Source organism: Halobacterium sp. NMX12-1, assembly GCF_040435975.1.
GTDB classification, from domain to species: domain Archaea; phylum Halobacteriota; class Halobacteria; order Halobacteriales; family Halobacteriaceae; genus Halobacterium; species Halobacterium hubeiense.
The window spans coordinates 118,903-141,260 of record NZ_CP159205.1; the positions used below are offsets into that span (position 1 = coordinate 118,903).

At 57.4% G+C, this 22,358-nt stretch carries 19 protein-coding genes, 13 tRNA genes and 3 pseudogenes; 9 read left to right on the plus strand and 26 right to left on the minus strand.

All coding sequences use genetic code 11. The features are described 5' to 3' along the window. Positions 1-776: 776 nt before the first annotated feature. Together ABSL23_RS16235 and ABSL23_RS16240 are read right to left on the minus strand one after the other, a co-directional pair. Positions 777-1,085 (minus strand): annotated as a pseudogene (locus ABSL23_RS16235) (helix-turn-helix domain-containing protein); the annotation flags it as partial. A 182-nt stretch (positions 1,086-1,267) separates the two neighbouring features. Beyond that, positions 1,268-1,564, minus strand: coding sequence for a hypothetical protein (locus ABSL23_RS16240; RefSeq protein WP_353635417.1), 297 nt, complete (start codon positions 1,562-1,564; stop codon positions 1,268-1,270). A 162-nt stretch (positions 1,565-1,726) separates the two neighbouring features. Between ABSL23_RS16240 and ABSL23_RS16245 the strand changes: the two genes are divergently transcribed. Continuing rightward, positions 1,727-2,302: a hypothetical protein gene (locus tag ABSL23_RS16245; RefSeq protein ID WP_353635418.1), complete on the plus strand. Its 576-nt coding sequence runs from the start codon at positions 1,727-1,729 to the stop codon at positions 2,300-2,302. Between the two features lie 132 nt (positions 2,303-2,434). Here the strand turns inward: ABSL23_RS16245 and ABSL23_RS16250 are convergent, their stop codons facing one another. Further along, positions 2,435-3,055, minus strand: coding sequence for a hypothetical protein (locus tag ABSL23_RS16250; RefSeq protein ID WP_353635419.1), 621 nt, complete (start codon positions 3,053-3,055; stop codon positions 2,435-2,437). A gap of 98 nt (positions 3,056-3,153) precedes the next feature. Here ABSL23_RS16250 and ABSL23_RS16255 point away from each other — a divergent pair, with 98 nt between their 5' ends. After that, a complete protein-coding gene (locus ABSL23_RS16255; protein WP_251331554.1) occupies positions 3,154-3,564 on the plus strand; it encodes a winged helix-turn-helix domain-containing protein in 411 nt (136 codons plus the stop codon). Positions 3,565-4,689: 1,125 nt separating this feature from the next. Here ABSL23_RS16255 and ABSL23_RS16260 read toward each other — a convergent pair. Further along, positions 4,690-5,946 carry an orc1/cdc6 family replication initiation protein gene (locus ABSL23_RS16260; protein WP_353635555.1) on the minus strand — a complete coding sequence of 419 codons (1,257 nt, stop codon included), beginning with the start codon at positions 5,944-5,946 and terminating at the stop codon, positions 4,690-4,692. Between the two features lie 803 nt (positions 5,947-6,749). Here ABSL23_RS16260 and ABSL23_RS16265 point away from each other — a divergent pair. Beyond that, on the plus strand, positions 6,750-7,088 hold the full coding sequence (locus tag ABSL23_RS16265) for a DUF6788 family protein (RefSeq protein ID WP_353635420.1): 339 nt from the start codon (positions 6,750-6,752) through the stop codon (positions 7,086-7,088). 114 nt (positions 7,089-7,202) lie between these two features. Next, positions 7,203-7,382, plus strand: a pseudogene (locus tag ABSL23_RS16270) (hypothetical protein); the annotation flags it as partial. A gap of 76 nt (positions 7,383-7,458) precedes the next feature. On the opposite strand, the gene ABSL23_RS16275 reads toward ABSL23_RS16270, so the two are convergent. Both ABSL23_RS16275 and ABSL23_RS16280 read right to left on the minus strand, forming a co-directional pair. Beyond that, complete coding sequence (locus tag ABSL23_RS16275) at positions 7,459-8,667, minus strand: transposase (protein ID WP_353635421.1); 1,209 nt, start codon at positions 8,665-8,667, stop codon at positions 7,459-7,461. A gap of 666 nt (positions 8,668-9,333) precedes the next feature. After that, the gene (locus ABSL23_RS16280) at positions 9,334-9,813 is read right to left on the minus strand and encodes an ArsR family transcriptional regulator (protein ID WP_353635422.1); all 480 of its coding nucleotides are present in this window, start codon (positions 9,811-9,813) and stop codon (positions 9,334-9,336) included. Between the two features lie 262 nt (positions 9,814-10,075). Between ABSL23_RS16280 and ABSL23_RS16285 the strand changes: the two genes are divergently transcribed. The 4 genes from ABSL23_RS16285 (at position 10,076) to ABSL23_RS16300 (ending at position 13,450) form a co-directional block, all read left to right on the plus strand. After that, positions 10,076-11,482, plus strand: coding sequence for an ATP-binding protein (locus ABSL23_RS16285; protein ID WP_353635423.1), 1,407 nt, complete (start codon positions 10,076-10,078; stop codon positions 11,480-11,482). A gap of 233 nt (positions 11,483-11,715) precedes the next feature. Further along, positions 11,716-12,060 carry a helix-turn-helix domain-containing protein gene (locus ABSL23_RS16290; RefSeq protein WP_353635424.1) on the plus strand — a complete coding sequence of 115 codons (345 nt, stop codon included), beginning with the start codon at positions 11,716-11,718 and terminating at the stop codon, positions 12,058-12,060. A 141-nt stretch (positions 12,061-12,201) separates the two neighbouring features. Then, positions 12,202-13,068 (plus strand): ParA family protein, encoded by an 867-nt coding sequence (locus ABSL23_RS16295; protein ID WP_353635425.1) that lies wholly within the window; start codon positions 12,202-12,204, stop codon positions 13,066-13,068. Further along, entirely contained in the window at positions 13,061-13,450 is a 390-nt protein-coding gene (locus ABSL23_RS16300; RefSeq protein WP_353635426.1) for a hypothetical protein, read from the plus strand. Before ABSL23_RS16295 ends, ABSL23_RS16300 begins: the two co-directional genes overlap by 8 nt. 69 nt (positions 13,451-13,519) lie before the next feature. On the opposite strand, the gene ABSL23_RS16305 is transcribed toward ABSL23_RS16300, so the two are convergent. The 19 genes from ABSL23_RS16305 to ABSL23_RS16395 all read right to left on the minus strand — a co-directional run bounded on the left by ABSL23_RS16305 (position 13,520) and on the right by ABSL23_RS16395 (position 20,837). Continuing rightward, a complete protein-coding gene (locus ABSL23_RS16305) occupies positions 13,520-14,470 on the minus strand; it encodes a MarR family transcriptional regulator (RefSeq protein ID WP_353635427.1) in 951 nt (316 codons plus the stop codon). A 161-nt stretch (positions 14,471-14,631) separates the two neighbouring features. Beyond that, positions 14,632-14,970, minus strand: a complete 339-nt coding sequence (locus ABSL23_RS16310) for a hypothetical protein (RefSeq protein WP_353635428.1) — start codon at positions 14,968-14,970, stop codon at positions 14,632-14,634. A 15-nt stretch (positions 14,971-14,985) separates the two neighbouring features. After that, a tRNA-Gly gene (locus ABSL23_RS16315) sits at positions 14,986-15,058 on the minus strand. Positions 15,059-15,085: 27 nt separating this feature from the next. Then, positions 15,086-16,696: a TROVE domain-containing protein gene (locus ABSL23_RS16320; protein ID WP_353635429.1), complete on the minus strand. Its 1,611-nt coding sequence runs from the start codon at positions 16,694-16,696 to the stop codon at positions 15,086-15,088. 32 nt (positions 16,697-16,728) lie between these two features. Beyond that, positions 16,729-16,803: transfer RNA gene (locus ABSL23_RS16325), tRNA-Arg, on the minus strand. Between the two features lie 424 nt (positions 16,804-17,227). Further along, positions 17,228-17,303 (minus strand) — tRNA-Glu (locus ABSL23_RS16330). Between the two features lie 42 nt (positions 17,304-17,345). Continuing rightward, complete coding sequence (locus tag ABSL23_RS16335) at positions 17,346-17,750, minus strand: hypothetical protein (protein WP_353635430.1); 405 nt, start codon at positions 17,748-17,750, stop codon at positions 17,346-17,348. Positions 17,751-17,762: 12 nt separating this feature from the next. Then, positions 17,763-17,833: transfer RNA gene (locus ABSL23_RS16340), tRNA-Met, on the minus strand. Positions 17,834-17,936: 103 nt separating this feature from the next. Further along, positions 17,937-18,009, minus strand: a tRNA-Glu gene (locus ABSL23_RS16345). A gap of 34 nt (positions 18,010-18,043) precedes the next feature. Beyond that, positions 18,044-18,170 (minus strand) — tRNA-Thr (locus ABSL23_RS16350). Between the two features lie 4 nt (positions 18,171-18,174). Next, a tRNA-Tyr gene (locus ABSL23_RS16355) sits at positions 18,175-18,246 on the minus strand. Positions 18,247-18,250: 4 nt separating this feature from the next. Next, positions 18,251-18,333: transfer RNA gene (locus tag ABSL23_RS16360), tRNA-Leu, on the minus strand. Positions 18,334-18,375: 42 nt separating this feature from the next. After that, positions 18,376-18,457, minus strand: a tRNA-Leu gene (locus ABSL23_RS16365). Positions 18,458-18,504: 47 nt separating this feature from the next. Continuing rightward, positions 18,505-18,590, minus strand: a tRNA-Ser gene (locus tag ABSL23_RS16370). 221 nt (positions 18,591-18,811) lie between these two features. After that, entirely contained in the window at positions 18,812-18,952 is a 141-nt protein-coding gene (locus ABSL23_RS16375) for a hypothetical protein (protein WP_168216049.1), read from the minus strand. A gap of 2 nt (positions 18,953-18,954) precedes the next feature. Next, positions 18,955-19,041: transfer RNA gene (locus ABSL23_RS16380), tRNA-Ser, on the minus strand. Positions 19,042-19,367: 326 nt separating this feature from the next. Next, a tRNA-Asp gene (locus ABSL23_RS16385) sits at positions 19,368-19,441 on the minus strand. A 3-nt stretch (positions 19,442-19,444) separates the two neighbouring features. Then, positions 19,445-19,520 (minus strand) — tRNA-Gln (locus ABSL23_RS16390). A gap of 804 nt (positions 19,521-20,324) precedes the next feature. Further along, a complete protein-coding gene (locus ABSL23_RS16395) occupies positions 20,325-20,837 on the minus strand; it encodes a hypothetical protein (protein WP_353635431.1) in 513 nt (170 codons plus the stop codon). 462 nt (positions 20,838-21,299) lie between these two features. Here ABSL23_RS16395 and ABSL23_RS16400 point away from each other — a divergent pair. Beyond that, positions 21,300-21,374: pseudogene (locus tag ABSL23_RS16400) on the plus strand (MarR family transcriptional regulator); the annotation flags it as partial. Positions 21,375-21,546: 172 nt separating this feature from the next. Here ABSL23_RS16400 and ABSL23_RS16405 read toward each other — a convergent pair. Continuing rightward, positions 21,547-22,203, minus strand: a complete 657-nt coding sequence (locus ABSL23_RS16405; RefSeq protein ID WP_353635432.1) for a molybdenum cofactor guanylyltransferase — start codon at positions 22,201-22,203, stop codon at positions 21,547-21,549. Between the last annotated feature and the right edge of the window lie 155 nt (positions 22,204-22,358).

Consider the following 22,358-nt stretch of genomic DNA (forward strand, 5'->3'; position numbering starts at 1 on the left):
ACGACGAGTACAGGTCTGAACTGAAAGAGTTCGCCGACAGCCAACGGATCGTCGGTACGGAACTAGAGGTCTACTGGCGGCTCTTCCGAGACGACGATCCCCCCAGACAAAAGACTCAGATAGTAGAGGAAATTCTCTCGCATGACGAAGAGTGGGGAATGAACCTACGCTCGGCATATTGGTTCAGTAACGGCAAAACGCCGGAATTCATCTCTCACTTTTTCGATCGGATTGAGGGGGAGGTTGACGGAACGGACCTCGAAGAGCTCTACGCCGATTTTCGTGACAACGGTCGCAAGTTCGGTCAGGTATTACTGCTACACCTGTTCGCCCCTGACTCGCTGAAGAGTATACTCGCTCTCGACTACTGCTACGGTAAAAAGCCGTACTCCCAATCCAGATCGGGGACGAGGCCGAGCGATCCGCTCGATGACATCGACGCCGACGCTATTTTGAACCAGTTACGGTCGGACAGTCGCCGGTACCAGGCTTGGCATCGGTTTACCTTCGACGGTCGGGACTACTTCGCAATCAAACGGCACCTTCGGGACGAAGTCGAACGGCAAGTGGATGAGAACCAACCGCTCGAAACAGCAGAGTTCGTCGTTGTGAAATTCCGTGAGGACCTCCTCGAGATATACTCCGATCGACGGAGGATTGCAGAGCGGACTCGGGTGGGTGTGAACCGCTCTTTTTCCAACGACTCCGACGTCGAATACGAGCCCCTAGACCGAACCGCACCTCATGACCACTTCGATGACCCAGATCAGCAGATCAACGGCGTCGATTCGCGTGAACGCGAACGGCCAGTCACTGAACTGTGGGATGACGTAGGCCTCCTCGATGGAGGGTGGACTGACGCCGGCGCTGGCAGCGACGAGCTCGAGCGCTGCGTCGTGTACGCGCTCGTCGACGACGGTGAGACCATCATCGTAATGGACGTAGCCTGCGTCTTCCAGCCGATTGACGGCCTGTCGCACCGTCTCGTACGGCGTGTGGAGGTGTTGGGCGACACGGCGGATAGAGTCACCACTCTCGACGGCGAGGACGATCTGCGCCGCCGTGTCGTCGAGTACCTCGTACATCTGGTAGTTACCAATACTCCGGTAACAGTTAAAATAGCAGTAGACTCGCTATTGTACCAGGCTTATCTTGACTAACACGCCGAAGTGGCTCTGTTTGGTAAGAGACGCCCGTGCTGTAGCGAACAGCACAGTCCAATTTTGAGATGCTCAAACCAATCTCAATCACCCAACACAGGTGCGTTTCACCGGCGAGATCCATTCACGGTGGCTACTATGTCGTCTATAAACGTCGTGAGGAGATCAACAGGGTCGCGATCAGCGTCCTCCACCGGCGGTTCCCAGAGTGCGACATCGAACGCCTGGGCGGCCGATGCGTCCCCCTCAGTAGCCGTGACCATAAGAATGGCACTCTGATAGATGACAATCGTCCGGGTGTCGTCGACGTCGAGATACTCGATCCCAGCTGCCTCGAGCGCATTCGGAATATCCACACCCGTATCCAGTCGACAGTGTTGCACCGGCTCATCGTCGTCCGCCATAGCAGTTGCTACTCCCTGTCCGTACAAGTATACCCGGTCCTGTGGCGGCCAGACGAGCGAAGTATACGGTTCTCAGCCAGGTCAATATTCCACAAAGAGTCAACCCATTCGTTCCCGGTCGTAGTCCGAGGAGTTACACAGGTCGGTAGAGAACACACGATTATGGACCAAACACCCGACGTATTCGCTGCTGCGCTGGCCTCGGGTGACACCGATCGTGTGAATCGTGCGATCAACGAGATCGAGGATCTGGATCTCCAAGAGCGAGCAGCTCTCTTCGAGGACTGCTTCGAGCGGTGTCGCGAGCTCTACAAGAGTGGTGATGGGTATCAACGTCAGTCTGTCGTTCGCTTTGCGGCCGCGCTGTATCCACGACTTGCGTTCCGAACAGTCGGCACCGAACTCACTGATCAGGCATTACCGGGTGACTGGACACTCGAGGAAATCGAAACCCACCGCCGCCGGCTTCGCGAGTTTTACCTAGACGCTCTCGTCGACGACGATGGACGAGTCCGACGCGCCGCAGCCAAGGCCCTCAAAGAGCTGGCCGTGACGGCAGAGCTGATCGGCGCCGATGACGAACTCCAGACGATGCTGACGGAGTTAGAGACGCTGGCCGAGGACCACGACAATGAGGCCGTCCAGAAACACATTGACCAGGCGTACGAAAACGTCGAGTTTCACGCGGAGAAGCCGGGATCGCTACTCCCTGATGCCTTTCGAGACGCACTCGAATGAGCCAGGTCGTGGTGCCGCTACGTTCGGTTCCAACTCAAGGAGGAGAATTACAGAACTCAGTGGTCTTACCAAATCAATATCGTGGTTGAGGGACCTCTATTTGGTAAGATAGCTTCAAATATCCATTCGTTTTCACTCCAGCTGATCGAGTTCCCCTCGCCGTTCGCGATGCATGATTCCGCCGGCGAACCGCCGTAGTTTGGCCACGAGTTCGTCCTCAGTCTCGTAGGTTTCGACGCGCAAATCCCACCGGACGGACGCCGACCGGATCATCGCACTCGTCACGTCATCCTCGTGGACGAAAATCAACCGCTCCCCGTAGGTTGCCGCGAGGTTTTCGAGAATACTGCCGGCCTCTTCGCCGACGCCAAAATTGTGGCCAAGAAACGGCACCACGAACGCGGTTGCGTTGCTACAGCGTGCGTACTCAATGCTCTGGGTCACCGCATCCACGTCGTCTGTGTCGATGTCGACGTCAAGTGCGAGAAACGCATTCACTCCCGGGTCGGTTCGAAGTTCCCCTTGTACACGTCGTAAGAGACCCTGTGCGGCGTTGATGTCGTCCTTGCTCCTGAAGAGCCGGCGTAACGGCCCAGGAAGATCGTCGACGTCGATCTCGCGACGATCCTCCTCGCTGAGGACGTAGTTGAGGTTGAACGACTTGTACGGCCCCATCAGATAGAAGAGAAACCGGTCGTATGTCACACGCCCGAGCCGGTCAGCGATCAGCTCGCGCGTGATTTCGACGGGCATAGCCGGTCCTATTCAGCAAGAACATATAAAAGACGGTGTTTTTGAGAATTCTCGGCTTGACAACGACTAAGCGTCTCCGACGCATAGCGTGACGTACGATGGCGACGGATCAAACGCGGACGATTAACGGCGACGCCCCGGACGATCCGGCAGATCTGCTCCCCGAGGAGAGCATTCTTAGCCTTGAGGAGTACCTCGATATGCACGCGGCTGTCGGTCACCGCACCCGCTATGAGATCCTCTATCGGCTCGTCCACAGCGGCGAGATGAGTCCGAAGGAACTCGAGGACGCACTCGACATCGACGACAGTACACTCCACTACCATCTCAACAAGCTCGTCGACGTCGGCCTCGTCGAGAAACGCCAGCGCACGGAGCGCGGACAGGACGGCCTGTACACGTATTATCGAGCGACCGTTTTCGGCGAGGTGACGCTCACTGACGGCGTCGACGAGTTGATCCGAGGTGAGCAGGCCTTCGAAGAGATGTACGACAGTTCGACCGCTTAGCCGCGATACCATCGCTACTGTTCATACGCGTTTGACGGGCTTCCCATTCAATACCGACTGTTTCAGAAGCTTATCAGCGGCTCGCATTCTTACCTAACAAATCACGTCTCCTCTAGTCAGTCTGTTTGGTAAGATTCTGTGCAATCGTAGTGAGAGGCCCACCACTATCGCAAGTGAAGTGCGTCAAATGAGAGTCAAAGGTGAGTATCTCGGCAGACACACCACTGCTGCAAGTGAAACTGATTGAGAATCGTAGATAGAGCCGGTATATCTCCGGTCTTCACTTGCAAAAGTGGTGTGTGGTTCCCACAGATCGATGGCAATCTGGAAAGACATACCCACCACTGTTTCACGAATTTGGCGAGAGTGTCGATCAGAAGATCGGGGAGACAAATCTTCAAGGAGACACCGTCAGTTCACGAATTCTGTTCCGAGCCAGAAGGAACGAGTTCGGACAGATCCGCGAGACACCCACCACTGTTTCAGGAATTAATCTAGCTGGAAGAACATTACACTCCAGAATCAGATTGAGTGCGTAACTCGAAGCTGAAGTTACGAATGGCCTCGGGACCCCCACCACCGTTTCAGCAATTCCCGTGGGAAAGGGTGGAGTCGGTCGATTTTAGATCAAACACACGATACAGTACAAGACACGCTGGCTAGCCGTTGGGTACTTGCCCACTCTCTACTCTGGGTGAATTCCTGAAACGGTGGTGTGGGTGTGATCTGCCTATTTCTATTAGAACCTCCCATTCAGCGTCACGCGAAAGATCTCCGACAAGACGTCCCGGACATCTTATTCAGCAGAATACAACACGGCCAGCCCGTACGTCGATTGTCTTGCGGTCTCTATACGTACTGCTTCAAATTGACCGAAATGAGGACTCCCCCTCCGGTGTTTCCGAAGCTTTGCTACCCCTCCACCATTTCCGAAGCTTCCACTATACATCTCGACTAGCCTTACCAAACTCCTCAGCACTATTGGTTCAAGTTGTTTGGTAAGATATTCCTAGTGGTATACGCTCTCACTCTACTATTTTCGGAGTTTTAGGACAATCCTCACCCTCCGTCGTTTCCGGAGCTTTCAGGAACTCAGTACCACGTTAGAAAACACGAAATCCCGGTTCAGTAGTCGGAGATATCCGACTGGAGGAGGTTGTTATCGTCGGCCGTCGACTCGATGATGTTCGCGAGTTCTTCGAAGCGGGTCGTCGACAGGAGGACCTCGAGCACGGCTTTCAGCGGAACGTCAAGCTCATACTCGTGATACCGGCCAGCCGAAAGCCCCTCGTTCCGTTCATAGACGCTGATGAGCCCGAGCATATTCATATCCGAGAGGTGGTCGCGAACACGGCGCTCGCTCACGCTGTCGGCGTCAAGTCGGTCGCAGATCTTCACGTATCGTTCGTAGAGATCGCGAGAGCGGAGGGGGACGTCATCGAGCGCCTGGTGGTACGCGAGCGCACAGAGGACGGCGTGTCCCTGTGTCGTGAGTTCCTGCATCCCCTCGTAGAGTTGGTTCTTTTCGAGCTCGTCCTGGGCGTCCCGGACGTGCTCCTCGGTCACGGTGTCAGAATCGGCGGCTTGCGCGAGCTCGCCGGCCTCACGGAGCAGTCGGATCGCCTGCCGGGCCGATCCCGTGTCTTGGGCGGCAAACGCCGCACAGAGCGGGACGACATCTTCGGCGAGGACATCGTCGTGGAACGCTTTCTCGGCACGTGGGTTGAGAATCGAGCGTAGCTGATTCGCGTCGTATGGGGGGAAGAGAATCTCTTTTTCGGCGAGTGTGTCCTTGACCTTCGGCGAGAGGTTATCCCGGAACTGGAAGTCGTTGCTGATGCCAACGATTACCGGGCGGACGTCGTCGACGTAGCCGTTCGACCGTGCTCGTGGGAGCCCGTAGAGGATGTCGTCGGAGTGGCCGATGTTGTCGATTTCGTCGAGGACGATTACGACGGTCCCACCGAGCGCGTCGAGTTCCTCGTAGAGGATGTCGAAGACCCGTTGCTGAGAGTAGCCGGTGGTGCTGATGCGGTCCTTGTCCTGGCTTTCGCGAAGTTCGTTAACGAGAGCGACGGCGACCTGGTAGGACGAGGAGAGGTTCTCACAGCTGACCCAGACGGTCGAGAGATCGACGTCGTCGTACTCGGCCGCGTCGTTCTCGAGATGGGACAGCATGAACTTCGTCGCGACGGTCTTTCCCGTTCCAGTCTTGCCGTACAGAAAGATGTTCGACGTCGGGCGGTTATCGATGATCGGCTGGAGGGCTCGTTGATATTTCTCGAGTTCCTCGTCCCGTTCCCGGATATCCTCGGGCTCATAGGAGTCGTCAAGTGGTTCGGCATCAGCGAACACCTGACGGTCTCGTTGGAACATCCCCATGATAAACCGCCACACGGGACGATCTAATAAAACCACCGCTTCCTTAGTTTCCGGAGCGTCCGAAGCTCGGTCATTTAAAAAGATAACCACACCGGCGGTTCCGATGCTCCGTTTCTTTATAATACCCTCTCACTCCACTGTTTCCGAAGCTATCGAAATGACGTGGGGCTACCATTCAGCAGAGACACTATACAAGACAAAAGAACTAAGACACTTACCGAAAAACAGTAACCGCAATACCGCAAAAACAACACTCTAGAAAAAGAATATGTTTGGAGTGAAAGGACAGAACTTGTGGAGCGGATCGTCTTCTCGGCAATCTCTGCCGTCTCTGTCGTGGCCCCCTTCCTTTTCACGTGGATAGCTCCGGAAATGGTGGAGTGAGGGTTCGCGTTACTGGCCGTCAGCAAAAGCTTCGGAAACAGTGGAGGGTTCGTGGACTCTATCTTCTCTGATTTGTCCTGCGGCTTCTCCCCTCGAGCGTCTCTCAGCTCCGAGTCAGTTCATACTGCGTGGCAGGGAGTGTGAGTCTCCATCGAGGTCAACGACTCCTTGGACGACAGCCGTCACTGTGTACGTCACATCAGCCTTCGGAACGATTGGATCAGCGTCACAACCATTAGCTCCGGAACCGACGGAGGGGTGGCTCAGCCGATGGATCCATCTCTTCCGCTGCTACTAAACTCGTGATAATCACACGATAGCGTTGACGTCAACGGTGTTTACTTCGGAAACGCTGGAGGGGTGTTCCCGAATCTTACCAAACATTTATTTCTTAACGGGGCTTAGTGTTTGGTAAGATAATGCCGACACGGCCACCAGCTCCAGAGGGGTTGCCGCAATATCTCGTCGAGGGCATCCCGAAGCAGGACGACACAGACTTGCGTGCTCTTCAGGACTGGATCGACGATCTCCTCGAGTACCGCCAGGATGTCGCCGCTGAGGATATCGACGCCGGCGAGGGTGAATCGATCGAAGCTGTCGAAGAATCGGGTGGTGGGACCGTGGTGATCAAGAAAGTCAGCTGTGGCAAAGACAACTGTAAGTGCCAATCTGGCGAGCTCCATGGCCCCTACAAGTACATCGTCCGCCGACAAGGGGACAGTCTCGACTGGGAGTACAAAGGAGCGGTCACGGAGTGATCGTCTCCGTTTAGCTCGGTCTATACCAATTTGGTGCTTGCCAAAGTAGTTAATGTTCAAGCGGCCATAGCCTGGGGTGAGTCTACAGTCGGCCTATGATTCCGAACGCCTACTATGCCATCTGATCCCTCGAACTCGGATACGCCACGGACGATCTCCGATCTAGACAGCACCGTTGAAACTCAGCGCCAGCGTCTCAACACCGTCACTCAGGAGACCCGCTTCGTTTTGATTCAGAATATCCTGTCCCATCCGAAGCAGCTTCCCTCACTGAAGGAACTCAGCTACGTAAACTACCCTCCCCTACTTCGCTCGGGGGTAATCGCCCCGCTCGCTCGTTGAGGGGAGGGCTTTCGCGTGGACTCCCGTTCTATGCCACAGCAGAGGCAGGGGGGACGTACTCCCCGCTCACGTTCAACGTCCCGCGATTCAAGCGCACGTCTACGGGTGCGCCTCCGTCGTCTGCGTTTTGCCGGCGACGGAGATACTGGAGGCCGATGTTCTTCGCCGCGTTGTAGTCGGCGTGGTTCTGGTAGCCGCAATCCAGACACTCGAAGTCCTCGCTGTGGCGGTTGTCGTCGTGGGTAAATCCACAGGTCGAACACCGCTTCGAGGTGTTCCGTGGGTCCACTTGGACGGCTTCGACGCCCTGTTCTCTGGCTTTGTATTCGACGTATTCGTAGAGACGGCGGAACGCCCATAGATGGTGCCACGACGCCTCTTGCACGTTCTCACGAATGTCGGTCAAGTCCTCGAACACGATATGCGAACAGTCGTGTTCGACGGCCTCGGCGACGATTTCGTTGGCCACACGATGCAGGAATATCTCGAAGCGTCCGTCCTCTTTACGCTCGACACCTGCTATCACGTCGTGTGCCGCCCGTGTCCCGCACTGTTGCAGGTCGCCACGCCGTTTTTCGTACTCTCGTTTCCAGTGGTTAAACTCGTCTGCCGACCAGAACCGTCCGGTCGAAGCAACTGCGAGTTGATTCACACCAAGGTCCACACCGAGGACTGTTTTGTGCCCGGTCGTGGGTTCGGTGTCGTCGTCCTCTTTGAGCATCGACGCATGAAGATACCAGTCGCCGTCGCGCTGATGGAGTGTTGCCCGCCGAAACTCGTAGTCCTCGTTGGCGACATACTTCGTCGGCGGTGTGTCGGTATCGTCAGGCAGAATGTAGCCACATTCGATACGCCCGTCCGGTGTCGAGAGCGAAACGTGGTCACGGTGGAACGTGGCACTTCGCTTGTCATAGACGGCGGTATCAGCCGTGAATGTCGGACGGGACGTATCTTGGTCGTTTTTGAGCCGTTCGACGCCGCTTTTGACGGCTTCGACGGCTTGGCAAATCCCCTTCTGGACGAGATTCGCGGTCAACCCTGTGTCCGCGCGTAGCTTGTCGTACAGTGCATCTTCGGCTTTTGCTTTCGATGTAACGTGGTAGCCGTCGTCACCGTGCCAGCACCACTCGCTCGCGGTGTTGGCGCAGTATTGGAACTGCTCGACAGTCTCCCGCAGGTGTGTATCCGCTCCTTCGGGTGTATCGAGCTTGATAACGGCGGTACGACGGTACTCCACAATATTTTCACATATGTCCTTGTAGTTGGTTAATGGTTGGGAGTTAGTGAGCTACGGACTGGGGTTGGTCACTACCGGGTCGGCTTCCTCCCCACTCTACTCGCTTGTGCTTCCGCCGGGGTCGGAAGCCCGGTGCTCCTTGAGGGTGGGACCTCCGCCTCAAATTAGGTGAACCCCAGCAAGAGCCAGAGTACGATCCGGGAGCATCTCGAGATCTTGATCGAGGAAGATATCGTCGAAGAGCGGGTGCTTCCCGACGACCGTCGACAGCGTGATCTTCCTTGGCGCTTCTTTGGACTTACTGAGGAGGGACGAGCGTTGCTGTCGGAGGCGGGCCTCTTGCGAGCCGAAGCAACGTTGCAGGATATGTATACGCGGCTGGATACCACGCCCGAGATCGATAGGTATGCACAAGCGCCACGTCCGGGACAAGTAACCGAGTAAGTCGAGAAACGAGTCAGACGCTGAGCTTGACTACTGGGCTCTCCTTGTTCGTTTCGTCCTACGACGACAATCTGGTAACGAACGCTCTCGGTTCTACTCGTTTGAAGGGTTCTCTTCAGTTAATTCGTCTATATAGGTTCTCCTATAGATAATTCTATATTAGAACCTATAGGATACCATTTAGGGATTCTACCTCCGATAGCGCATTATATTGTCGGCAAGTTATCGACCCGTACTGACGTCGACGTCGTCGATGTCGAGATCTGGTTCGTCAAACTCGAGTGCTTTCGCAACAGCCGGCGGCAGGTCCGGACGTGGCGCCGCTTCGTGGCGCTGGATCTTCTCCGTTTTCCGGGTATTCTCATAGAGGGCTCGAGCAACTGGAACCCCTCGGAGGTATTTATAGTCGTGAAGGATCTCGACACCACGCTCCGTGAACCCATAGAACTGCGCTGGGAGTTCCCGAGTTTCCTTGTTCGGCTCGAATATGTACTGTGCGAGGATGTCTTCGTCGCGAAGCGTGTCGAGATGATTCTTGATTGTCGCACGGTTCTTTCCCGTCATGTACTCGAGTTCCGCGAGGGACATAAGGTGAGTAGGGTGGCCGAGGAGTTCTTGGACGATGAGCTGTCGGGTGTCCTGTGAGAGAAATTCAAATAACCGCTGTTGCTCTGCGAATGGATTCGCGTCCCCGGTGTCCATAGGTAAATGAACGAGGAATTAGCATAATAATTCTCTGTCTGTAAGGGGATGATCGACGACTGTCTTCGCTCTAACTAGTTAACAACGCAAGGGTGGTATTTTCTGATCTGTTGGTTGAGTTTTCTGAGCCCACACAGGCGCATTCTGACCTTCGTCGAATCATTGGCCTTCTAAATTAGAGCTCAAAATATTATCGTACAGACTATTATAGTTCTACCTCTAACTTCGAAACACGTATGTTCTCTCCGCCACGACTGGGAGTATGGACCAGTTCGTCAATCGTCTCGATGAACTCGATCGGTTGCAGGCCCTCTACGAGAGTGACGCTGCAGAACTCGCCATTATCTATGGGCGCCGCCAGATCGGCAAGAGCGAACTCGTCCGCCAATCGATTGCCGACCGCGACGATGCTGTGTACTATCAGGCAGTTCAGGGAACGGCGACGACACAGCTCAGGCGATTTGTCGAGGCAGCAGCAACGACCTATCCAGACATCACGGCCGTCAAAGAGGAATGGGAACCGCTCTTGACGTACCTCACCGACAGAGACGCCATCATCGTCATCGACGAATTCCCGTACCTCATCGAATCGAATGAGGGGCTTCCGTCGGTCATTCAACACCTGTGGGATACGGCTGTCGACGAGAGTCAGGCAACGCTCGTACTCACTGGCTCTGCAATCGGTATGATTCATACCCACGTCCTCGATGGCGGTGCGCCACTCTACGGCCGGGTATCTCAGACACCGAATGGCCGTCTCGAACTCGCCCAGCTGCCGTTTCGCTCCATCCAAGAGTTCGTGCCGACGTACGATCCCGAAGAACGGGTGTTCGTCTATGGCATCTTCGGCGGCACACCCCGATATCTCAGCCCACTCGATCCATCAGAGAACCTCGGGGAGAACATCACGCGGCTGCTGTGCGACCCGGATGGCCCACTCCACGATGAGCCTGAAACCGTCCTCCAGATGGAACTCAACGAGGTGAACACGTACTTTTCGGTACTGGAATCGATGGCCAGCGGGAACCGCAGTCGAAACGAGATCGCCCAGGGAGCCGGCATCGAGAGTACCAACACGTCGTACTACTTTGATCGGCTGGAAACGCTCCAGATCATCGAGAAACACCATCCAGCACTCGCCGACCCGGCACGCAGCAAGCGGACGCGATACCAGATTCGGGATCCCGTATTCCGGTTTTACTTCCGGTATCTCTACGGCCGCGGGGGGCAGTACGAACTCTACGGCGAGAACGCCTACGCGGATCTCATCGAACCGGAATTGCCCGACTTCGTCAGCGAAACGTTCGAATTGCTCTGTCACCAGGCGGTGCCGGCGCTCTATGCAGACTACCAGCTCACGCAGGTGCCACGCCAGTGGTGGTACAAGGGCCGAGAGGTAGATGTCGTCGCTCCAACTGATGAGTCAACGCTCATCGCTGGCGAAGCGAAATTCACCAGCACGCCCCTCGGCTATGATGTGCTTTCGAATCTCGAAGACGACGTGGAGCACATCGACTGGACACCCAAGGGAGGTGATGAGCCGACCTATGAATTCGCCCTGTTCAGTCGGTCTGGCTTCAAACGCTCCGTTGAGGAAGCTGTAGACGAGCGTGATGACCTCCGTCTCTTCGATCTTTCCGATATTGTTGCCATTCTCGAAAGTGACTGACGCAAATCTTGAATCGACACGGCACGTCATTCCGGCTGCCCTCGGGTTCTAATTTGAAGATATTGGCTGGCTAGGCGGGGTGTTCGTCGAGCCACCGTTCAAGAATGTTCGTCACAAACTGTGGTTGTTGCTCCCGTTTCGGTGGACTACTTGACGGCCCGCTCATACAAGTGTGTTAACGCGTAATCACGTCTGAGACAACAGCTATGTGTTATCACCAGTAAACCAGCAGTATGAGCGAATCACCTCAGAACCACCCAGCAGCGGAGAAGGACACCAAGGAGGCCCGCCTGGAGAATCCGAGCGGTGTCTTGTATCTCTTTCAGCACGAGAGTGTCCCAATCCTCATCGACGCCATTCTCACGCTCCCCCCGGGCCGAGAGTTCACCAAGACGGAGCTCGCGGATCATGCTGGCGTTACTCGGCAGACAGTGAGCAAGTACATCGACCTTCTGGTAGAAACCGAGATCGTTGAGGAAGTAGCGAACTCGTCACCCCGCCGGTATCAAGTCGCCAAGAGCGATGCTGTTCAGGAGCTTTTCGAGCTGAACAGTGCGCTGAACGCAGCCGGTGAGTAAGGAGACGCTCCCGTTCCACTGAGCTGCGCAAGAACTGTTTCATATTGTCTATAGGTAATCCTATAGTCTGAATAGGGCCGATGTCTGACGTGGTTTTAAGACTACAGGCTTCTCTATAGGAGACACTATAGGCGTACTACGATGAGCGAAACACTGCGCGCCGCCGCGTTCCTCGACAAAGGCGGCACTGGGAAGACGACGACCGTGGCCCACCTCGGCGTCGCCCTCGAGGAGCTCGGTCACGAGGTCCTGCTTATTGACCTCGCTGGAAAGCAGGGCGATCTCGCGAAGCATTTCGGCGTCTGGGGCGAGTACCAGGCTCGGATCGAGGCCGACGAGGCATGGCCGAACATCAGCACGGTCTTCGACGACGCATGGGGGACGATCGCCGAAAAGATCGGCGACGACACTCTGGCTGATCTCGTTGTCTCCACTGACGAAGGACCCGACCTGATCCCGGCACACCCTGGACTCGACACACTTGACGCTGAACTCGGGAACATCGACGATGCGCGTGAGCGCTATAGTCGTCTCGAACAGTTCCTCGACGAGTACGTGGACCCGCTCGGCTATGACGTCGTCTTGGTCGACCTCCCGGGGATGACAAACAACGTCGCGTACAACGGGCTGTGGGCCGCCCGCCACGTCATCACGCCCGTCGAGATGGGGCCGTTCGAGGCCGAGCAGGCCGATGCCCTCCGTCGCGACCTCGGGAAGATCGCCGACAATTTCGCCGTCGACATCGAGCTCGCGCTCGTACTTCCGAACAAGGTCGATACCCGAACGAATCTCGCCGAGGAATATTTGGACGCGTTTGAGTCGGAGTATCCGGACGCTATCGCGCCCGACTACGTCCCGTATTCGCAAGACATTCGGAACGCTGCGGACCGCGGCCAGACTGCGTTTGCGCTCGAAGAGCCGTCGACGACAGCACGCCGGGCCCGTGAGGCGTATCTCGCTGCCGCTGAAACGCTTGTCGAACGGCTCGGAGGTGAACACCATGGCTGAGGACGACGACGATCTTACGGCCCTTCGCGAACAGACGTCCCACGGTGACCGAATCGAAGAGGCGGCTGCCGAAGACGCAAAGCGTGATCTCGTCGAGGACATCCTCGATGAGTTGGAGGCCATCGACGCCGGCGACAAACAGAAGACCATCAGCGTGTGGGACGGGCCTCTTGCGGCGTTCATTCGTGCGCTGGAGGAAAATCCTGACCGCTTGGAGGAAGTCGGCCACGCGCTTCAGCGGCAGCTAGATATCGAGGAGGGTGACGTTGACCGGAGTGAAATCCTCCGCCTTGCCCTCCGCCTTGGATTCCAGGAAGCTGCTCCCAAGGAGTTCGAAGCGGTTCGCGAAGCGGCCCGGAAACAGGCGACAAAGGGTCTCTAGAGTTCCCTATAGTTTTAGCAATAGTAAATCCTATAGGACAAACTTTGGATCTACCGCTAAGGTCACTACCTAGGCCACTCCGTACTGCTCTTTGAGTGCTTCGTACTCCGTTCGACTCGGCAAATAAATTCCATCTGCGGCTGGTGGCTCGTTTTCACCAGCTAAGTACCGATACATCTCTGAGATAGTATCCGCTAACCCGTACCACACTGCGACGTCCATCAGCTCCTGTTGGGCGATTGCTTCTGCCTCGATCAGTAGGAGGGAGTAACTCACTCGTCGCGATCCGCTGTCAAGGACAAGGGTATGGCAGACGATTTCGGCCGGCGTCAGCGTCTCTTCTGGGGCATACCAGAACGCGGGCTCTCCAGCGAGGAAGAACTGTAACCCGAACTGCTTGAACCGGGCTAGGCCGGTTACTTCCCACTCTTCGGCCGCGTAGAGTGACTCTGTATCGTGCCGTTCCTGGACACGAATGAGTGCTCGGTGGGGGTCACACCATTCGACCGTGGTGCTGGGAGCGAGGTTTCGAGCGCGATTCAGGTGATCGTGAACCACGACTGCCTGGATGAATTCCAATAGTGGTTGAATGCTGTCACTGAGTGCGTATTCCGGGCCAGCTGGGGACAACAGCGCTCGGTTCTTCAGCGGCGATAACGCCTTGTGGACGCTTTGTCGAGAGATCTCCAGCCGGTCCGCAATTGATGTGATACGGCGTGGTTCATCAAGATACCAACAGATGCGGATCGTCGCGGGAGTGAGTAGCTCCGGCCAGTCGACGTGACTGAATTCCGCTGTGAGCTTCCGATATTGCTCGATAACGGGGTGCTCTGTGATCTGGACCACTCGCTGGTTGTGATGTCGGCGCGTTTCACGAAGGAGCCCGGTGTCGATCAGCTCGTCGAGGAGATGGTAGATGTGGTCGCGTGTATACCCCGTGTCTGTTGCGAGCTCTTCAGGAGTCGCTTCACGGCCCGTGATGAGTGCGTCGACGATCGTGAGTTCGCCCTTCGAGAGCACTGTGAAACAATATTCACTGTACACTTATAAACGATACAGGATATCAGTTTACAAAATTGAGCCATAATTGGCCTTTAGGTATACCTATATGAATTTCTATAGCTTGTCACATTCCCTACTAAACACAGACTAGAAGTTGAGGAGGGGCTTTGCCGACGGACTCATTTGGCCCACTGGATTGACTCCAGGCCGGAGACCTCGGCAAGTCGGTCGCTGATCTCTTCATCCGTCATCGTCGCCGTCCAGTGAAGCGTGATTTTGACCGTGATGATCGTGGCCGAAAGCTTCGGATCGATACTGTGGAGCTCGTCAATCGTGACCGCATTCACGTCTTCCACCCGTGAGAGGCGCTCCTCGGCATCGGTGACGAGATCACCGTCTGCGCCGCAGGGAACGCGGATCATCACGACAGCAGTTGTCGTCGAAGCTGAGTCATTGGTATTGGTTACAGCCATTCTATCATCTCCGTAGAGGAACACCTCACGGGCTGATTGGTCCACGAGCTGTGCTCCGAGTGCGCGAGGGACGATTCGAACGCCCGTCCCGGTCGTGGCACGACCGCGTGTTTCCGAACTCCACCACTCGCGCATCCTCAAACAAAAGATACGGACAGGGCTAGGTCGGCTCGAACGCCTCGATTTCATCGATGACCTGCTTCGGCTTCTCGGCGTGTTCGATGAACGAGAGGACGTTCTCCGACCACCCCGAGATGTTGTAGACGTTCTCGTAGCCTTCTGGCGTCACCAGGTCGCCGTAGGCCGCGAGATCGACGAGATACAGCGCGGTGTCCGCAGACACCTCGTCCCGATACGCATCGAACGCGTCCCTGACCGTCTGGGAATCGCGGGCCGTGAACGGCGTGTTGTCCCAGATCTGCATATCGGTGAAGACGACGATTCGTTCAACAGCATCCCCTCGGTCGTGGAGGTGCTTGATCGCCTTCCAACCGTTCGTCGAGTTCCCGACGTTCTCGTCGATCGCCAACACCGCCGATTGGCGCTGTAGTACTGGCGTGTCGACGTGCATCGGAACGGTCTGGAAGTCGTCGCCGAACCCGCCGACGTCGGCACCCTGGTCGGCCAGGATCGCACCGAACAACGCACCGATCTCCTTCAGTCGGAGCGTGCTGTTCGCGGACAGCGGCTGATCCATCGATCCCGACAGGTCGACCGCGACAAAGGTATCGCCGAATCCGCCAGGCACCGTCTCGACCGCGACATCAATTGCGTCTTCGAGCCACTGCTCGACCGCTGGTGCCTGGACATCCGCGTCTTGCAGCGCGGTGTAGGCCTGGTAGTACCGGAACGGGTACAGCGGCGCGTGTCGGACAGCCTCCAGGTCGAGGTGATTCACGACCGTGTCTTCCGGAACGCCGGCTTCGAGCATGTTCCGGAGGTTCCGGATCGACGCGAAGATGGGCAGCGTGTACTCGTCGTCCTCGATGAGCCGTTCCCAGGCGGCTTGGGTGTTGCCGTGCTCGGAGATAACCGTCTCCCAGGTGTTGGGCGACGGCAACGGGTCGACGTCGGGATAGTCGTCGAGGCCGCCGCGCATGAACCGTTCGAAGAGCGCTTCCTGCTCGGCGTCGACGGGCGTGGGGTGGACGCGGTTGAAGACGTCGTGCAGCGTCACCTCACGCCGCGACAGCTCGTACTTGCCCAGCGTGTAGGCGTCGGCCATCTCCACCAGCGCGTCCTCGATCCCGCGTCGAAGCGGCCACGGCGCAGTCCCGCCGAACAGCTGATCGTGTACCGCGAGCGCGGTGGCCGTCTCGTCCATCCGCTGGATGATCGCCGGCGCCCATTCGCGGATGAGCGACTCGGGGGAGTCGTCCTTGAATCGGTCGTCGTTGGCTGCCAGCACGAGCAGTACTTGTGGGATGTCCCGCAAGTAGAGCTCTTGGCGCGCATAGGCCGCGAGCTTCAGGACGAACTCCGGGTTCTCGTTTGCGGCGGCATCGAACTGGCGAACCACAGCAGCGAGCTGCTCGTCATCGGTCTCGTAGAACGAGCCCTCCAGCAGTTGGTTGATCGTGCGCTTGTACAGTGCGAGTCGGGGGTCGGCAGGCTCGAACGCTTCCCCACCTTCGTAGTTGGTGGTCCGCGTTGCCTCCGCGACCGTTTGCTTTGGCGTGTTGAATTCCATCCTATCACCCGGAGCCGTAACAGGCGACTCCGATCGCAGCTGCCCACACGCTCTGTGAGCAGCGAGTATCGGGAGTGACACGTCCCGAACCAGCCTCGCTTCGCTCGGCTGGACGTTCCCGGCACGATTCGAACGTGCGACACCCGGCTTCGAAGGCCGGTGCTCTGTCCTGACTGAGCTACGGGAACACGAGTGGCCGGACAATTTCTGGAGCGAACGACGGGATTCGAACCCGTAGAGTGCCATCGACGTAGCGCTCCAGATCGACGGCCACTGGCGACACGGCGACCGGAAAACTGTCGGAGCGGGACCGGTGTCGAGCGTCCTCTCGTACGCTCTTTGTCCGGGATGTTCTCGATGGACTGCGCCACCGACAGGATTTGAACCTGTGAGTTCCTAGCGAAGCAACGCTCCGACTCGACGGTCGCCACGTGCGGTCGGACAACCGGTGGTGCGACGGGCTATGGCTCCCGTTGGTGTGCTTTGCGGGCGAAGAAACGCACCACCTCGACGACCACACGCTTGGGGAAAGCCGACCGTGACAGCGTCACGGATCCGTGGCTGCCCGCTATGTCAGACACGGGAAAACGCTGTCAGAGCCAGCCCCCCGAGTGCTCCCGAGGGGAATCGAACCCCTGGCCTCCAGTTTGAAAAACTGGCGTCTCTCGCCAACGGAGACTCCAGGAGCGCTGTAGAGTAAATCAAGCACCGAGGTGTGGGCACGCACGGGTCACTGCAGCCGTTCGAAGCCCTCGAGTTGCCCGTGCGTGAACGTCACTTGATACGTGACGAGTGTATCGAGATTCTCGAAGGAGTGTGTGAGCTTGAAGCGGCCGTGGTAGTCGTCTCGTTCGATCCAGCCGTCGTGGACTCGGTTCCGACAGCCGGCCATGTAGAGGAGATCTTCCTCGTCGACGTCGTCACGGCTCGCGTATGGCCGGTCTTCCGGCGGGACCGCTTCGGTGTGCCACTCCTCTTCGAGGAGCCGACCGTCCGCCGTAATCCGAAATGTGGTCATAGTCGGTCGATCGATGCCTTTCGTTTGCCAGTCGACGTCCTCGGCAGGAGCAATCCCTTCGGGGTACTCTGGCAGGTGGACGTCGTCGTAGAGTTCGACTGTATCGAATAGTCCCATTGTTGTCCTCCATTGCGGGACCAGGAGTCGAACCTAGGCCTCGGGGATATGACCCCCGTGGACTGCCATTATCCTATCCCGCAGCACACAATTCGGAACTCACTCATGGACATCTCTCAGTTCTCCACAGCTGTCCGTCCCTCAGTTTCGTCGGCTGGAAGTGAGAGGTCTCGGACTGTTGGAGAATACTCCAGCCCGGATTCGAACCGGGGGCTCGGCCGTGAGAGGGCCGTGAGTTTGGCCGCTACTCCACTGGAGCGGGGTGGCCTCTCCTTGGAAGGGTCATCGGCCAGTGGGACGGGCAGGATTCGAACCTGCGTGTTCTCGTTACAAGTGAGATGAAGGAACTCTCACCGTCGCACCGGATCTCCGGTGAAAATTCGGCGAGAGTGTGTGAATGCCAGGCTCTTCCACCGTCCCGCAGTCTCCCCGGCACGACTCGAACGTGCGTCTCCTCCTCTACAGGGAGGTATCGTAGCCGCTAGACCACAGGGAGAAAATGTCGCCGCGAGGATTCGAACCTCGGAAGGACCTACGCCAGCGGGTCTGAGCCACTTCTCGTTGACCACTTGAGTACGGCGACGGAACGGTGAAGCGAGAATCGTCTCCCGGCACGGTGGCCGGATGCCGCCACCAGGATTCGAACCTGGGAAGGACTAACCACACGGGTCTCGACCGTGTCCGTTTGACCACTCTGGCATGGCGGCGCAATTCGAGAATCGCCAGCGACTCTGCGAATCACTTCGGTACGCAGCGGCGGGAGAGCGATTTGAACACTCGTGTCCTTGCGGACGCTACGGTTCCAACGCAGTCTCTTGACCAACCTAGGGAAACCCCGCCAACGGTGAGACGGAGAGTCGAACTCCGAAGCCCCGCGGCTCTCGGTTTCACACCGAGCGCGGTCGCCTATCCGCATGTCTCACCATCTCCGTCGGAACTTGCTCCGATGAGCCCGCCTCGCGTTTCTCACCAGGACACCGGAAGACGCGCATTACTCAGCTTCTGAGCTTTACTACCGAGGCGAATGTGTTCATCAGCATCCAGTCACGGCAGGGATGGTGTCACCTCGTTCCGTGGAAGTATGCGCCGTCCTCGGTGACGCAGATTTCCACGCTTCCAATCGTGTCGATAGACGTTGTTTCACCGAGCGGGACGTGACGGAACGCTTCCTCCTCGCAGGTAGGGCAGACATTCGTTGTCATGACGCCGCGACCCGGATTCGAACCGGGAGACCGATAGCAGACGGCCACGGCATAGCAGGCCGCTGGGTTCCCCAATACCCAGTCGCGGCACAGTGAGCCGACGCGGATTCAAACTTCGGTCCTGTGCGCCCAAGGCACAGATCGTCGTCCGCTGGACCATCGGCTCACTGGACTGCCGAGCGTTCGGCAGTTGATTATCTATCTGTACGACTTTCCAACTGCGCAACCGCGACCGAGTAGTCGTGGTTGCGCGTCTCATCGCGGGGGCGTACTTCGGGTGCTCCCGGGAATACCACACCGGCTCATGTAGGTTGCAGACCCTGCTGGGCCCAGCATCGTCGGAACGATCCAGCTGATCGCACCAACGGGCTGCCTACCTCGATGGGTATCCCCACGTGGCCACGCCACGCATCCACGCTGACGCCGGGATTTGAACCCGGATCACGGCCGTGACAGGACCGTATGCTCGCCGGATTACACCACGTCGGCATGTCGCCCCGGCCGGAATCGAACCGGCGACCTCCGGATTCAAAGTCCGGCGTCCCTCGCCAGCGGAGACTCCGGGGCTCGACGTAGCCGCAGCTCTCGCTGCGGGGCTGTTGGCTAACGACTTCCGTACGCTCAGCGCGGACGAAGTCCGCTCGCTCCTGTATCGAACGAACGGAAACCAATCAGCCGCGAGCCTGGCACCCCGCACTCACATCAGGCTGTGTCCTGAGCGAGTACTGGGCACAGGCAGGCGGCAATCCCGTGTTCCCCGACCCGTGACGGGTAGTCCGTATGGGGGCCGAGTTATGCGGGTGAGAGTGTCCGGACGTCGCCGGATTGCGTCGAACTCTCGTATTCGAAGTCGACGTGGATCCGGCGGTTTGCGCCCGGGCTCTTCGCACGCTGATCTTGTAGGCACTCGCCGAACACGGAACCCGCGGCTAAGTGAGAACGAGCACGCCGCGGGGTGAGGCGAGTGATGATCATCGTGTTGAACTCTCTCGGTTTGAGGGGTGTATCGGACGTCAACCTGGAATATCGTGGCAATTGTATTAAAATTAGTTAGGGTGTGTTACCCACAGGCACGGCAGTCTCACTTCGAGATACGGTTACATACGACGTTCATCGTCTAGGATCGGCTGTCGTCGATAGCCGGGTGCTGGCCGGTGTCCTCGGTTGGATTCACAGAAAATATTTACACCAACCTGCTCTCTGTGGCGATAGATGAGTGGCCGACCGTCGGTCCGGTGCTAGCCGGGAGCCCAGTCACACGGCGTGACTGACGGTTCTCGGTTAGATACCAATGACCGAGAATATCGACTCAAACGAATCTCAGAAGCCAGGGAGTGCAAACAGCGGGTGTTCCAACCACACCGAACAGCGATCATCCACTGGATGCCAGGGTAGTAGTGCTTCCCCGCCGTGCGATGCGTGTGACACCACCCAGTACGACAAACTCCACGAAGTCTCTCTTGGTGAGCGGGCGTATGATGTGTGTGGAGATTGCCTCCAGCTCCTCGTTGACGACGTCGAGGAGTACCACTGGTGGGACCGCCTGACTGAAGCGCACTACAATCGCGCTGCCGAGTTTCTCCGCTTCTTTGATGCAGTCTGGTGTGTCAAAGATCAGGCCTACGCTGGCGGGGAACTGTGGGTCCACACGCCCTATTGTGACGCTGCCGTCGTCAGAGATGTGTGTGACCACTTTGGCTTTCAGATTCGCTGGTTTAGCGTTGTATACCCCGTTGACGATGGCTTCGAATGCGTCTCCGAGCACGGCCCCTGTGTCGAAATCAACCTCACGTTTACAGCCCACCGTTCGGATCCACTCCCGCTTGAATACGACATTCAGTATGATGTGACCCACCACGAGATCGAGTGGCTTGACGACCATCATCGCCTGTTCGATTCGATCCTCGATTGACGCGCTAACTGTCGTCTCAGCGCCCCGGGAGATGCAGTAGTGAGGCCGCCCTTCTCAATGCATATGGCCCGCTCTGATCAGGTCCAAAATATAGAGTTGGTCAATCGGCTTGTTGATTATCTCGAAGACTTCGCTCGCCCGATAGCTCTGTAGGAGCACCCGAATTCGCCTCCTGTTCGCTCGATTATCTCGTTCCGGATGGGCAGGAGTTGAGTGCTCTGATAGAGTTAGACACAGAATCGCCGGAGATTCGACCAATATCGGCCCACCCTCCGAAACTGTGAACTCCGTGAAGCCGCCGATAGGTGAGACCGGTTGTCCCAATGCATACGGTTCTCGAATCGCTTCGTGGCTACGGACGAAATATCCCTTCAATATTTTCGTAGTTTTCACTCCTGACACTCTTCACCGTAGACGACGCCTCTCTGCTCAACGATGTCTATCGACCGAGATGTCTTCGAGAACACGAGCGAGGACGAACTTGCGGGCCTCTCCGTCCTCGATCAAGTTAGCGTGAGGCATCGGCTCGTAGTTCTCAGCGAACTGTTTTCGGCGTATCGCTCAGCGTTCGTGCGCTGAGTGGCCTGTGTACGACTCGACACCGCTGTACGATCGGACCTCGCTCGCTGGACTGGAATCGGACATGCACACAAATGCCAGTAAAGCGATTGTTCCTGCGTGGTCAATCGCCTATCTGCGTTCGCATCGCGGATAGTTCGTCCTGTGTGTTTGTATTCGACACCGAATGGTCAAGTGGGATGTCTTTAGGGGTGTTTTGTGCCCGAACCCTCGACGCGTCGAGTTCGGACACGAGTCGTTGCAAGCGAAGGTCCGTGGGTTGCTGTCGACAGTACCGCTCTAGCGCCTGATGGTCGTACACAGCATGTAACGGGTGGTTTCGGCCCCCACTCGTCGGGACGAGCGCGGCGGCAGATTGGCTCGCGTATTCGGCGATAAGCCACTTGACCGCGTTAGGATCAAGTCGTGGCATATCGCAGCCGCAGACGAACACTGTGTCCGTCTCGACTGCATCAAGCGCTCCAGCGATTCCCGCGAGCGGGCCGTGTCCCCACTCGACGTCGTATCGATATCGAACCGTCGCCGAGAGCGCCGGGTCGACGACGGACTGTTTCTCTGGATTGCCGACGGCGACGATTGGCGTCCGATCGGTCGCGGTCCGCACTACGTCGACGATACGAGTGATCAACGGCCGGTGCTGGACTGTCGCCAACGCCTTCGGCTCGGGGCCGAAGCGCTCGCTCTCCCCGCCGGCGAGCACGATAGGCGTGGCCGACACGGCCCTGCGGTTGCAGTCGTCTTGGCGACTATCGTCGTTCATTTATACTCGGGATCCTCGTGGGTCACTGTTTCGTACCGGCCCGGATCCGCATCGGCCGGTAGGCTGAGTAGGCCGGTTCGGCTGACGCCCTTCACCAGTCGCTCACCTTCGATGTCACCGGTCAGGAACCGCAGCGCGTAACCCTGTGTCTCCCC

Excerpts from the sequence above, each read along its gene's own strand:
- ABSL23_RS16240 (WP_353635417.1), bottom strand. The coding sequence starts at position 1,564 with ATGGCGGACGACGATGAGCCGGTGCAACACTGTCGACTGGATACGGGT.
- ABSL23_RS16245 (WP_353635418.1), top strand. The coding sequence starts at position 1,727 with ATGGACCAAACACCCGACGTATTCGCTGCTGCGCTGGCCTCGGGTGAC.
- ABSL23_RS16250 (WP_353635419.1), bottom strand. The coding sequence starts at position 3,055 with ATGCCCGTCGAAATCACGCGCGAGCTGATCGCTGACCGGCTCGGGCGT.
- ABSL23_RS16255 (WP_251331554.1), top strand. The coding sequence starts at position 3,154 with ATGGCGACGGATCAAACGCGGACGATTAACGGCGACGCCCCGGACGAT.
- ABSL23_RS16260 (WP_353635555.1), bottom strand. The coding sequence starts at position 5,946 with ATGGGGATGTTCCAACGAGACCGTCAGGTGTTCGCTGATGCCGAACCA.
- ABSL23_RS16265 (WP_353635420.1), top strand. The coding sequence starts at position 6,750 with ATGCCGACACGGCCACCAGCTCCAGAGGGGTTGCCGCAATATCTCGTC.
- ABSL23_RS16280 (WP_353635422.1), bottom strand. The coding sequence starts at position 9,813 with ATGGACACCGGGGACGCGAATCCATTCGCAGAGCAACAGCGGTTATTT.
- ABSL23_RS16285 (WP_353635423.1), top strand. The coding sequence starts at position 10,076 with ATGGACCAGTTCGTCAATCGTCTCGATGAACTCGATCGGTTGCAGGCC.
- ABSL23_RS16290 (WP_353635424.1), top strand. The coding sequence starts at position 11,716 with ATGAGCGAATCACCTCAGAACCACCCAGCAGCGGAGAAGGACACCAAG.
- ABSL23_RS16295 (WP_353635425.1), top strand. The coding sequence starts at position 12,202 with ATGAGCGAAACACTGCGCGCCGCCGCGTTCCTCGACAAAGGCGGCACT.
- ABSL23_RS16300 (WP_353635426.1), top strand. The coding sequence starts at position 13,061 with ATGGCTGAGGACGACGACGATCTTACGGCCCTTCGCGAACAGACGTCC.
- ABSL23_RS16335 (WP_353635430.1), bottom strand. The coding sequence starts at position 17,750 with ATGGGACTATTCGATACAGTCGAACTCTACGACGACGTCCACCTGCCA.
- ABSL23_RS16375 (WP_168216049.1), bottom strand. The coding sequence starts at position 18,952 with ATGACAACGAATGTCTGCCCTACCTGCGAGGAGGAAGCGTTCCGTCAC.
- ABSL23_RS16395 (WP_353635431.1), bottom strand. The coding sequence starts at position 20,837 with ATGATGGTCGTCAAGCCACTCGATCTCGTGGTGGGTCACATCATACTG.
- ABSL23_RS16405 (WP_353635432.1), bottom strand. The coding sequence starts at position 22,203 with ATGAACGACGATAGTCGCCAAGACGACTGCAACCGCAGGGCCGTGTCG.